Source organism: Rhizobium sp. 42MFCr.1 (assembly GCF_000377185.1).
GTDB lineage: Bacteria > Pseudomonadota > Alphaproteobacteria > Rhizobiales > Rhizobiaceae > Rhizobium > Rhizobium altiplani.
Window position 1 is genome coordinate 23,020 of record NZ_KB897867.1, and the last position, 12,473, is coordinate 35,492.

Genomic DNA, 12,473 nt, shown 5'->3' on the forward strand with positions numbered 1-12,473 from the left:
CAACGCCGTATTCATCAGACTTGCGTCGCACGGCATTTCTTTGACGGAAAGCCGCGCAGGCCGTGCATTATCGGGAAAAATTCATCTTCCGCCACAGATGGAAGGCTTTGCTTCCAAATTGCAGCGAAGGCAAGGCCTAATTGGCGATTTCTGAGAGCGTTTCGGCGCCGTGCTCGGCCGCTAGCTTGCGAAATTCCGCGACGCGACGCTGGTACTCGGCTTCCGAGATCGTGCCGGCCTTGCGCTGGGCGGCAAGCGCCGTCAATTGCTTCTGAACCCCGCCAGCCTCGTCGTCGCTCATCTGAACGTTTGCGGCCGTGAGCGGTGCCCCGAATCCCGGATAGCCGTCCTTGTAATGAGACAGGCCGCTCTCGGTCGGCTCTTCACCCTTTGTCGCGCTCATGACAACGGGCGTCGGGGCCGCTTGCCTTGCCGCGAAGGCGGCCTTTTCCTCGGGCGTCTGCATGCATCCGGCAAGCGCCATGGCCGCGGCGGCGCCGATGAGCGCGATACGGGTCATGTTTGCGATGGTGCGGATGCCAATTCTCGTCATTTGCCAGAGGTCCCAAATCCTGAGGTGCTTCGACTGTTAGATTCGTCGCCGCCACAAAGCAATAGCACGAGCGTGCGTCAGCGGAACTTGTTTTATAGATCTTTCCAGATGTACAACTCAATTTGCAGGAACATGCCGCCGCCGGAGGAGACACGTGACCGACAGCAAGCAGCAAGACGGCGACAAGGCAAAGAGCCGGGGATTCGATGCGAAGGACCTGGATCCGTACCTGATGAAAGATCCCGAGGCGATGGCGGTCAACTTCGCCCGTGCACTGGAGAATCTCGGCAAGGCGGCCACGGCCTGGCTTGCGCCACGCGAACGTGGCGAGATCGCAGAAAATGCAGCGGAGCCGGTGACCGACATGGTCAAGACGCTCTCCAAGGTCACCGAATACTGGATCTCAGATCCGCGCCGCACCTTCGAAGCGCAGACCCAGTTGATGAGCAGTTACTTCGGTATCTGGATGCGCTCGATGCAACGCATGCAGGGCGAAACGCCGGCGGAGGAACCGGAGCGCAACGACAAGCGCTTTGCCGATGAAGACTGGCAGAAAAACCCGTTCTTCGAGTTCCTGAAGCAGGTTTACCTCATCACCGCCGATTGGGCGGAGAAGATGGTCGCCGAAACCGACGGGCTCGACGAGCACACGAAGCACAAGGCCGGTTTCTATGTGAAGCAGATCACGGCCGCCCTCTCGCCGACCAACTTCGTTGCCACCAATCCGCAGCTTTACCGCGAAACGATCGCGACCAGCGGCGAGAACCTGGTGCGCGGGATGAAGATGCTTACCGAGGATATCGTGGCGGGCCAAGGCGACCTGAGGCTTCGCCAGACCGACATGACCAAATTCGCCGTCGGTCGCGACATGGCGCTGACCGCGGGCAAGGTGATCGCGCAGAACGAGATCTGCCAGATCATCCAGTACGAGCCGACGACAGAGACGGTGCTGAAGCGCCCTCTCCTCATCTGCCCGCCGTGGATCAACAAATTCTATATCCTGGACCTCAACCCGCAAAAATCATTCATCAAATGGTGCGTCGATCAGGGCCAGACCGTTTTCGTGATCTCCTGGGTCAATCCGGACGCGCGGCACGCGCAAAAGGATTGGGCCGCCTATGCGCGCGAAGGCATCGACTTTGCCCTCGACACCATCGAGAGGGCGACGGGTGAGAAGGAAGCGAACGCCGTCGGCTACTGCGTCGGAGGCACGCTGCTTGCGGCAACGCTAGCGTTGCACGCCAAGGAAAAGAACAAGCGGATCAAGACCGCTACCCTCTTCACGACACAGGTCGATTTCACCCACGCCGGCGACCTCAAGGTCTTCGTCGACGAGGAGCAATTGGGCCGGCTTGAAGCCCACATGGAGGAGATCGGCTACCTCGACGGCTCAAAGATGGCGACCGCCTTCAATATGCTGCGGGCTTCCGAACTGATCTGGCCCTATTTCGTCAACAACTATCTGAAGGGCCAGGAACCGATGCCCTTCGACCTTCTGTTCTGGAATGCCGATTCCACCCGCATGGCGGCGGCAAACCACGCCTTCTATCTGCGTAATTGCTACCTCAGGAACGCGCTGACGGCGAACGAGATGATCCTGGACGGTCAGAAGCTGTCGCTGAAGGACGTCAAGATCCCGATCTACAATCTCGCCACCCGCGAAGATCATATCGCGCCTGCAAAATCGGTGTTTCTCGGCAGCCAGTTCTTCGGCGGCAAGGTCGATTTCGTGCTGGCAGGCTCCGGCCACATAGCGGGCGTCGTCAATCCCCCGGACAAGAAGAAATACCAATACTGGACCGGCGGCGGCGTAACCGGCGACTATGAGACGTGGCTTACCAAAGCGGCTGAGAACGCCGGCTCGTGGTGGCCACACTGGCAAGCCTGGATCGAGGCGAAGGACAACAAGCGCGTGCCCGCCCGGAAACCGGGAGGCACCGCGCTCAACGCCATCGAGGAGGCGCCGGGAAGCTATGTGATGGAGCGAGCCTAAGAGCGACGCCCCTGCTCGGCTTCGTCACTCCAGGAAGATCAGACTGGCAGGTGACGGGGGCAGCGGTCGGGAAACGAACTCCTGAAAACCAGCCGACTTGGCCATATCGGCCAGTTCCCGCTCCGTGTAGGCGTCTCCCTTCGGTGTCGTGGCCAGCATGACCATGGCGAAAGCAGCCGGGAACTCGGGCGACACCCGATCCTCGTTCGGAACGAACTCGACGATCGCAACGCGGCCTCCTGCCGCCAGACTTGCTCGCGCCTTTTTCAGGAGCATGACGCAGCCTTCGGCGTCAAAGTGATGAAGGAAATTCGGCAGCAGGATGAGATCATAGCCACTGCCCCAATCAACCTCGAAGGCACTGCCGGGTCGGAAGCTGAAGCGCCCCGCTACTCCTGCATTCGTTGCATTTTCCTCGGTCACCGCAAGAACCGGCTTCCAATCAATAGCAACCACGCTGGCAGATGGCGCCACCTTGGCGATTTCTATACCGAAGGCACCAGGACCGGCGGCAACGTCCAGCACCTTGCTTGGCAGCTTTGACCATGTCGCAACGTCAGATGCCACAGCCTTCGCGCTCGCTGTGTTAAGCCCAAACATGCCCCTCGCAAACTTGACCCAAATAGGGTTGTCCGGCTCCACGTTGGCCAAGCCGACGGAGCCTCCGTTGCGGACGTAGGCGGCAGGGTTTTCGAGGAACAAGGACATCATTTGCGGCGACCCCATGAAATCGATCGCCGCACCTATATAGGCCGGGGAACGCCTGTCCAGAAAGGCCTTGCTCGACGGCGTCGGCGCATAATTCTCACCGCTCTTCGTCAGAAGACCCGAAACTACCAGGAAGTCGCAAAGAATGCGCACCCCACGCTCGGCGCAATTAATGTCCGACGCGAGCATCGCCGCCGTGCGCGCTTGCCCGCCAAATTTTGTGAAAAGATCGAATTCGATCGCTGCCTTCATCGCCGCCGTTTTCCGAAATGCAAACATCGCATCAACAAGCAAGGCTGGCGAGATTTCTTCATGAACCACTTGTGTCGAAGACATCGGCTTTCCCTCCCAACGTGGAGCCACGCGACGGGAGGTATTCATAGCAGAATCCGCATTCCTCGGCACGTCCTGACAAAGGAGGAGCAGGCAAAAAGCCGGCGCCCCAGGGACATGCCCAAAGCCTGCCCTCAATTTCGAACGGCTCGAGCGAGCTCGTAAAGGAATTGGTTACCATAATTCGGCATCCTGCCAATCAACCGGACATATTAGCGAGCCGCAATTTAGCCCTGATGCTTCTATACCGGCCCCGGCGAAGGAATTTCCATCGGTTCGTACCGCCGGCCCCAGTAACGAGTTGTGAAAGACGGGTCTCATGGCGTTTGCGGTCGATGTGTTTAGCAATAGCAGGCCTATAGGTACGTCCATTTCTCGTTTCGGTTACTCTTTCCGCTTTCTTTCAGGTGCAGCTCTCATCGGTGCGGGGTTTGCCGCTTCAGCGTGGGTCGTCGCTACACTTGCGACCATGCATATGGTCGCACCGGCCCCGCATCCGAGCGCCGGTCGCTTCGCCGACATCGCGCTTGCCCCCGCAAGCGTCGCGAAGACCGAGCCTGAGCAACGCCTCGTTCACGTCAAAAAATTCTCGCGCTTGCGCATGAGCACCGATGCCGAACTGGCCCTTGCAAGGGGTGTTCACGTAGCCGCTCCGTCGGCGGCGCTTGCGGCGGCATTTGTCGGGCAGTCCGAACCTCTTGCGCTCTCCGAAGCCTCCCCGAACAGAGAGCTGGCGACGGCTGTCGCGTCAGCGGCACCCGCTCAGCCCGCGCGCCCGGCCAAGGACGACACCGTAGAGGTGGCATCAGCGACCGTTGCCTCGACTGACCGTATCATCATCCCGTCGAAGCAGGAGGTCGCAGCCGCCGAAGGACCTGCCTTGCTGGCGCTCGCAGCAAGCCCTGCGGCCGAAATCAAGGGACAGGTACCGCCCGCCGCCACCAAGCCCGGCCCGGTCGAGATTGCGGCTCTTGCGCCGACTGAGCAGCCTGCACCGGGGGCAACCCAGCCGTTCGATCTCGTTTTGAGCGGCACCGACACCGCGATCCCCTTGCCCATGGCTCGGCCCGATGGCCTGATCAAGCGGGCTACCCCCAACGATCGCAGTGCTCCGGCTGAACCCGTACTTGCCTATGCGCGCCCGGATGCCGGCGCTTCCGATGATGACGACGATCAAATGCCGACGGTGAAGAAGGGGCTGTCCCCCGCGATCGCCCGCAATGGCGTCGCGGTCTACGACATTTCGGCCAACGTCGTCTACCTTCCGAACGGCGAACGCCTGGAAGCCCATTCCGGCCTCGGCAAGATGCGTGACAATCCGCGTTATGTGCATGCCAAGAACCGCGGCCCGACCCCGCCGCATACTTACAATCTGACGATGCGCGAAAGCCTTTTCCACGGCGTCGAGGCGATCCGACTGAACCCTGTCGGCGGTGCAGGCTACGTCTACAACCGCGTCGGCTTGCTTGCGCACACCTACATGCTCGGCGCCCGCGGCGACTCGAACGGTTGCGTGTCCTTCAAGGACTACAAGCGCTTCCTCGCTGCCTTCAAGCGCGGCCAGATACGCCAGCTGGTGGTGGTCACGAGCATGCCGAACAAGCCGACGTCCACCTTCGCTTCGTTGTTCTCGTCGCGCTCCTAATCAATAGTCAAAAGAAAACACCGCGCTCGATTTTCCCCGCACCTCGCCCCCATGCCATCATCCCCTTGTCCCGTCGCGGATACACCGCAAGGCGTTGCGGCGAGGCGGAACCGGCGCAGGGTGCGGAAGAAGGACGTGAGCTTCCGCATCAGGGGTCTGCAGAAAATGGTCTCCCTCTGGGGACGGCGGCGTCCGCGCGAATGCGGCGTTGAGTTGAGCCTCGGACGTGCCTGTGTGGCACACATGGTCCCCAGGGGAAGCGAAGCTTGCTCGGGCAAGGCCGCAGAGGGACCGGAGTTGCGGACATAAACCGACGAACGGGGCTCTGGGAAGAGCCATATGATTTTATCTCAACGAGGCAAATTCCAGCGCCCCGTCCAATGCATGCATGCTCAAGCCGCGGGTCGTGAGGATCGCGTGAGGGCGAAGACGCGTGCCGCTCGCAGAAAAGCCACTTGGCACCGATACACGACGCACACGGCAGAAATAGCATTCGCCCCATTGATCGCGATGGACGAACCCGGCATAGCTGCATTATGTACCAGAATGACAATCCTAAGGGCCTGCAATGGTGAATTATATCGAAGCCTCTTCCGCGCCATCGAAGAATACCGGCGCAATTAGGCTCTACGGTCCCGAAGCATTCGAAGGAATGCGGAAGGCGTGCCAAGTGACGGCGCGTTGCCTCGATGAGCTGGCGGCGTTCGTGCGGCCCGGCGTTGCGACCGATGCAATCGACCGTTTCGTGTTCGAATTTGGCATGGACAACGGCGCGATTCCGGCGACGCTCAACTATCGCGGATACACAAAGTCTACCTGCACATCGATCAACCATGTCGTCTGCCATGGCATTCCGGATGCAAAACCCCTGCGCGAAGGCGATATCGTCAACATCGACGTCACCTACGTGGTCGAAGGCTGGCACGGCGATTCAAGCCGGATGTACCCGGTCGGAACCATCAAGCGCGCTGCTGAGCGGCTGCTTGAAGTGACCTATGAATCCCTCCTGCGTGGCATATCGGCCGTTCGGCCCGGCGCCCGCACCGGCGCGATCGGGGAAGCCATTCAGACCTATGCCGAAGCCGAGCGCTGTTCCGTCGTGCGCGACTTCTGTGGTCATGGCGTCGGCGCGCTGTTCCACGACTCCCCAAATATCCTGCACTATGGTCGCGCGAACGAAGGGCCCGAACTGCGGGAAGGCATGATCTTCACGATCGAGCCGATGATCAATCTCGGTCGGCCGCATGTGAAGGTTCTGGCGGACGGCTGGACTGCGGTAACGCGCGATCGCTCACTTTCGGCGCAATACGAACACACGGTCGGGGTTACTGCCGACGGCTGCGAGATTTTCACGCTTTCGCCAGGCGGCCTCGACCGACCCGGCCTCCCGCCCTTGAACCGATGAGCGCTTGATGACGAAGGGTCCTGTTTCGCATTCCAACGACGCCGAACTGCCCTTGGCCACCAGCGATGCAAGCGACGAACGCTCCTTTTTCGCGGAACAGGCCGCCAAGCCGGCATCCTTGGCGAAGCAGGCCAGCCTCTCCGCCTCGCTTGGCAAGGAAGAGCACTACCACGGGCACCGCGAGCGCCTGCGCGACCGCTTCCGTCAGCATGGCGATACAGCCCTCGCCGATTACGAGTTGCTCTAACTGCTGCTGTTCAGGCTGATCCCCCCGGCGCGACACCAAGCCGATCGCCAAGGCGCTGCTCGAGCGCTTCGGCTCGCACGCTGCCGTCTTCGGTGCACCGCTGCCTCTGCTGCAGGAGGTAAAGGGCATCGGCGAAGCCGTGGCGCTCGATTTGAAACTGGTCTCGACGGTCGCACAGCGGACCCTGAAGAGCGAGCTTCGAGGCAAGCAGGTGCTGTCGTCCTGGTCGTTGGTGATTCAATACTCACGCCGCGATGGCTCACGAGACACGCGAGCAATTCCGCATTCTCTTTCTCGACAAGCGCAACGCATTGATCGCCGGCGAGGTTCAAGGGCGGGGCACGGTCGATCATACGCCGGTCTATCCGCGCGAGGTTGTGCGGCGGGCGCTGGAGCTTTCGGCCACAGCCCTGATCCTCGTCCACAATCATCCCTCCCGCGATCCCACGCCGTCGCGGGCCGATATCGACATGACCAAGATGATTGTCGACACCGCAAAGCCCCTCGGCATCACGGTCCACGACCACATCATCATCGGCAAGGACGGTCACGCTAGCCTGAAAGGGTTGCGTCTGATATAGGGGTCTAAACCTATAGGAGTCTAAAGTGCTTCAGGTATCCGTCAGGTTTAGGTGGCAAAGGGACAATGCTGCAATCAAACTGCTCCGGGACCTTTATGACGCCAACCGCCTCTCGCCGATTTCCTCGCAGCGCGATAGCAGCGCTGTGCTTGCTCGCCGGGTCTTTTCTCGCCGGTGGCAGCTACGCCCTCTACCTGACAGTTACGGACAACTTCCACGCGGTCGTCGATGGCGAAGTCTATCGTTCATCGCAGCCATCGCCTGAAGCCCTTGCGGGTTTCTCGAAGCGTTATGGGATCAAGACGATCATAAACCTGCGAGGCAATAACCCGGTACGGAGCGCCGAAGTCGAGCAGGCAAAGACACTTGGCATCGAGCATATCGATTTCCCGATGTCGGCCTACAAGGAGCTTTCGCCAGAGCGAGCGATGAAATTGATCCAAGTCATGAAGGACGCGCCGAAACCGCTGTTGATCCATTGCAACTCAGGCGCGGATCGAACCGGTCTCGCTTCCGCTCTCTATCTGGCCGGCGTCGACAAGACGAGCCAGGGGGTTGCGGAGAAACAGATGTCCATCTTCTACGGGCATATCGGGTTGCCTTTCGCTCGCGCCTTCGCCATGGACCGCAGCTTCGAGAAGCTGGAACCCTACTTGGCTTCAATAAATCCAGACCTCTCCTCCTAAAGCATTTTGCAACATTGACCTGCCCCGGTGGACGCGCGACATATTGCGTCGCAAAATGATTCCAGCTTTCCAATCGGGGCCAGCCTAATGTTCCAGTACGATCTCGTTGTTGTGGGCAGCGGCCCGGCAGGCCGCCGCGGCGCAATCCAGGCAGCCAAGCTTGGCAAGAAGGTCCTGGTCATCGAGCAAGGCAAGCGCGTCGGCGGTGTTTCGGTGCACACCGGCACCATCCCCTCCAAGACGCTGCGCGAAACGGCGCTCAATCTGTCCGGATGGCGTGAGCGCGGCTTCTATGGCCGATCCTATCGCGTGAAGGAAGAGATCAGCGCGGATGACCTTCGGCGCCGCCTGCTGATCACCCTTGATCACGAAGTCGAAGTGCTGGAACACCAGTTCGCCCGAAACCGGGTGCAGCACATCAGGGGCAAGGCAAGCTTTCTCGACCCGTCGACACTCGAGGTCGTCAAGGATGATGGGGAAGTGGTCAAGGTCACGGGAGCGAGCATCCTGCTTGCGGTCGGCACGAAACCGTTCCGTCCGGACGACATCCCATTCGATAACAAGACGGTGCTCGACAGCGACGAACTGCTCGACATCGACGAGCTGCCGCGCTCGATGGTCGTGATCGGCGCGGGCGTCATCGGCATCGAATATGCGACGATCTTCAGCGCATTGGATACCGCGGTGACCGTGATCGATCCGAAGGCGACGATGCTCGATTTCATCGACCGGGAAATCGTCGAGGACTTCACCTACCAACTGCGCGATCGCAACATGAAGATCTTGCTCGGCACCAAGGCCGACAAGGTGACGCGTCTCGACAATGGCAAGGTTGAACTGAAGCTCGACAATGGTCGCCGCCTGGTGACAGACATGGTCCTGTTCGCCGCCGGGCGCATGGGCGCGACCGACACGCTCAACCTGGACGCGGCCGGGCTCGAAGCTGATAGCCGCGGTCGCCTCAAGGTCAATCCGGAGACCTTCCAGACGTCCGTACCAGACATCTATGCCGCGGGCGATGTCGTCGGCTTTCCGAGCCTGGCATCCACCTCGATGGAGCAGGGCCGCATTGCTGCGCGCGTTGCTATCGGCGCGGTCGCGAAGGAGCCGCCAAAGTACTTTCCCTACGGCATCTATGCCGTGCCTGAGATCTCCACCTGCGGCCTGACCGAGGAAGAGATGAAGGAGCGCGGTATCCCCTATGAATGCGGCATCGCGCGTTTCCGCGAGACTTCGCGTGGCCACATCATGGGACTCGATACTGGGCTTCTGAAACTCATCTTCTCTCTGAAGACGCGCCGGCTGCTTGGCGTGCACATCGTCGGCGAAGGAGCGACCGAGTTGGTTCACATCGGCCAGGCAGTGTTGAACCTCAAGGGCACCGTCGAGTACTTCGTCGAAAACACCTTCAACTACCCGACCCTCGCTGAAGCCTACAAGATCGCAGGCCTCGACGCGTGGAACCGCATGGGCGACATCAAGTCGGAGCTTTAATCCCTCCGACTAACGGCAACCGATTCGAATTTGATAATTTCTTGAACGAAAACAGACACCTACGCGCCGTCCAAAATCCATTCCAACTGACTTATTTGTGTCGAATAGCATCGGTAAAAGCTTTACTTGTATAATCCACCGTGTCTGGTAGCGTCCATTTTCGGGGATTCCTCTTACCAGCGAGTGACCGTGCAAGATCTTCCAAAGACTGCCGAACGGACCTTTCAGCTCATCCTCATCAAGCCGTCGCACTATGACGATGACGGCTATGTAATCCGGTGGTGGCGGGCGATGATCCCGTCGAATTCCTTGGCTGCGATCTATGGAATCGCTGCCGACTGCGCCGAACGCAAGGTATTGGGGCCCAATGTCGGGATCGAGATTACGGTCATCGACGAGACCAACACTCGGGTCAACGTCCCCGCACTTCTCAAGCGGCTTGAACAGCACGACAATTTCGGGATGATCGCCCTGGTTGGTGTGCAGTCGAACCAATATCCGCGGGCGCTCGACATTGCCCGGCCCTTCCGCGCTGCCGGAATTCCGGTTTCGATGGGCGGTTTTCACGTGTCGGGATGCCTGGCCATGCTCGACGGCAAGGCGGTCGGCCTCGACGCCTGTCGCGAGATGGGCATCTCGATGTTTGCTGGAGAGGCAGAAGGCCGGTTGGATCGCGTTCTACAGGACGCCGCCGCCGGCAAGCTTGAGCCGCTCTACAATTTCATGAACGACCTGCCCAGCATCGAAGGTGCCGCCGTCCCATTTCTGCCGAAAACCAATGTCGCGCAGACGCTCGGCCTCAGCACGAGTTTTGACGCCGGCCGTGGCTGCCCCTATCAGTGCTCCTTCTGCACCATCATCAACGTGCAGGGCCGCAAGTCGCGTTTCCGCTCGGCCGACGATGTCGAAAAGCTGGTGCGAATGAACTGGGCGCAAGGCATCCATAAGTTCTTCATCACCGACGACAATTTCGCACGCAACAGGGATTGGGAAGCAATCTTCGACCGCCTGATCGAACTCAGGGAGAAGGACGGCATTCCGCTCGGATTGATGATCCAGGTGGACACCCTCTGCCACAAGATCCCGAACTTCATCGAAAAGTCAAAGCGTGCCGGCGTCACCCGCGTCTTCATCGGGCTTGAGAACGTAAACCCGGACAACCTCACGGCGGCCAAGAAGAACCAGAACAAGATCACCGAATACCGGAAGATGCTGCTTGCCTGGAAGGCACAGGGCATCATGACTCTCGCCGGTTACATTCTCGGTTTCCCCGCGGACACGCCGGAGACGATCCGCCGCGACATCGCGATCATCCAGCACGAACTGCCTCTTGATGTCATTGAATTCTTCGTGCTGACACCACTGCCGGGCTCGGAAGACCACCAGACCTTGTGGAAGAAAGGCGTCGAGATGGACGCCGATCTCAACATTTACGACGTGGAGCACGTCTGCACCGCGCATCCGAAGATGAGCAAGCAGGAATGGGAGGGCATCTACCAGGAGGCCTGGTCGCTCTACTATTCGCCGGAGCACATGAAGACGCTGCTGCGCCGGGCCGTTGCCACGGGCGTGCCGCTCGCCAGCCTCGTGAAGGTCCTTGTGTCGTTCGCCACAACTGTACCGTTGGAGAACGTGCATCCATTGCAGAGCGGCCTTCTACGTCTCAAGCATCCCTCCGAACGGCGGCCCGATATGCCGCGAGAAAGCGCTGTAACCTTCTGGCCGCGTTTCGTCTGGGAGACGGTCACCAAACACCTGTCGCTAGGTGCGACCATTGCCAAGCTTGCAATCAGCGCCTTCTTCATCGCACGAGACAAAGCGTCCAAAGCCTATATGGACCAGGCACTGACACCGGTCGGTGACCATGAGGATGAGACGCTTGAACTCTTCACGAAGACAGCCGGCGGGCGGGCTGCTGTGTCCCACATTCACAAGGTCGCGGAATTGACCCACGCCCACAAGGCCCGACCGGCAGTCTGAGGTCGACCGCCGCCGCCGACAACGCAAGAACGGGCCGGTTAAATTTGTGCCGCAGAGATCGCCGCTATATTGAGTAGTGACGCAGCTTGAAGCGTGTCGAGAAATTCCACGCACTCAACCAGCCTGCCGTTCTCGAAGGTCATCTTGTCCATGATTTCGGTATCGAACTTGGTCGTACTATGACGCATCTGGCCGACGCGATGAACCGGTGCAACATTTCCGTCGACACGGATGTCGAGTTCCAGCGCCGTCATGTCCCAGGTGTCAATGAACTGCCGCATCGTCGCGCGGAGTGCAGCGCTGCCGACAACCGGGTTGGTGAGTGACGCCAGATACTGGCTGCCTTCTGCCCGGAAAACGCAATTGTCCCAAGGAATGACATAAGCGCATCAAGGTCCCCCCGATGCCGCGCCTCGAAAATCCGCCTTGTCAGGTCTGCGCCGGAAGCCATCGTCAATCCTTCCCCTGCCAACAACGCTTAGATTGCATCAGATCATTCCAAAATGCAACCATATCGTGTTACCTGGACGGACGGCAGCCTAAAAGCAGGCACGCGACCTGGAAAAGAAAAAGCAACGGTGTTAGGCGTCAATCACCGTTGCTCGATAGTCTCTCATTTTGGCATTGAGGATTATGATCATCCTTCGCATGACCGCGACGAGAGCGACCTTTCCGGGCTTTCCTTTCGCTTTCAGTCGTTCGAAGACGGCCTTCATGGCTGGATCGAAGCGGATGGCGGGCAAGGCGGCGATGTAAAGGGCGTCGCGCACTGGTTTGCGGCCGCCGGCAATCATCCTCTTGCCACGCATCAGGCCACTGTCGCGATTGATAGGGGCAACACCGACCAG

10 protein-coding genes and 1 pseudogene are annotated in these 12,473 nt (G+C 59.7%); 7 read left to right on the plus strand and 4 right to left on the minus strand.

From position 1 onward, the window contains the following. Positions 1-136 precede the first annotated feature (136 nt). On the minus strand, positions 137-553 hold the full coding sequence (locus tag C934_RS0128600) for a hypothetical protein (protein WP_018859949.1): 417 nt from the start codon (positions 551-553) through the stop codon (positions 137-139). A 154-nt stretch (positions 554-707) separates the two neighbouring features. Between C934_RS0128600 and phaC the strand changes: the two genes are divergently transcribed. Next, complete coding sequence (gene phaC / locus C934_RS0128605; protein WP_018859950.1) at positions 708-2,546, plus strand: class I poly(R)-hydroxyalkanoic acid synthase; 1,839 nt, start codon at positions 708-710, stop codon at positions 2,544-2,546. Positions 2,547-2,570: 24 nt separating this feature from the next. Here phaC and C934_RS0128610 read toward each other — a convergent pair whose 3' ends face one another. Further along, positions 2,571-3,590: a methyltransferase gene (locus C934_RS0128610; protein ID WP_018859951.1), complete on the minus strand. Its 1,020-nt coding sequence runs from the start codon at positions 3,588-3,590 to the stop codon at positions 2,571-2,573. Positions 3,591-3,906: 316 nt separating this feature from the next. On the opposite strand from C934_RS0128610, the gene C934_RS0128615 reads away from it, so the two are divergent. From C934_RS0128615 to C934_RS0128640, 6 genes and pseudogenes are all read left to right on the plus strand, one after another. Continuing rightward, positions 3,907-5,232, plus strand: a complete 1,326-nt coding sequence (locus tag C934_RS0128615) for a DUF2778 domain-containing protein (protein ID WP_026372164.1) — start codon at positions 3,907-3,909, stop codon at positions 5,230-5,232. Positions 5,233-5,800: 568 nt separating this feature from the next. Continuing rightward, on the plus strand, positions 5,801-6,637 hold the full coding sequence (gene map / locus C934_RS0128620; protein ID WP_018859953.1) for a type I methionyl aminopeptidase: 837 nt from the start codon (positions 5,801-5,803) through the stop codon (positions 6,635-6,637). A 64-nt stretch (positions 6,638-6,701) separates the two neighbouring features. Beyond that, positions 6,702-7,465, plus strand: a pseudogene (gene radC / locus C934_RS32830) (RadC family protein); the annotation flags it as partial. Between the two features lie 65 nt (positions 7,466-7,530). Next, positions 7,531-8,151 carry a dual specificity protein phosphatase family protein gene (locus tag C934_RS0128630; RefSeq protein ID WP_018859954.1) on the plus strand — a complete coding sequence of 207 codons (621 nt, stop codon included), beginning with the start codon at positions 7,531-7,533 and terminating at the stop codon, positions 8,149-8,151. Between the two features lie 87 nt (positions 8,152-8,238). Continuing rightward, positions 8,239-9,645 carry a Si-specific NAD(P)(+) transhydrogenase gene (gene sthA / locus C934_RS0128635; protein WP_018859955.1) on the plus strand — a complete coding sequence of 469 codons (1,407 nt, stop codon included), beginning with the start codon at positions 8,239-8,241 and terminating at the stop codon, positions 9,643-9,645. Positions 9,646-9,828: 183 nt separating this feature from the next. After that, positions 9,829-11,625, plus strand: a complete 1,797-nt coding sequence (locus C934_RS0128640) for a B12-binding domain-containing radical SAM protein (RefSeq protein WP_018859956.1) — start codon at positions 9,829-9,831, stop codon at positions 11,623-11,625. 38 nt (positions 11,626-11,663) lie between these two features. Here the strand turns inward: C934_RS0128640 and C934_RS35990 are convergent, their stop codons facing one another. Beyond that, positions 11,664-11,906 (minus strand): hypothetical protein, encoded by a 243-nt coding sequence (locus tag C934_RS35990; protein ID WP_018859957.1) that lies wholly within the window; start codon positions 11,904-11,906, stop codon positions 11,664-11,666. A gap of 300 nt (positions 11,907-12,206) precedes the next feature. Continuing rightward, positions 12,207-12,473 (minus strand): transposase (locus C934_RS0128650; RefSeq protein WP_018859958.1); only part of this gene is annotated, 267 nt, incomplete at its 5' end.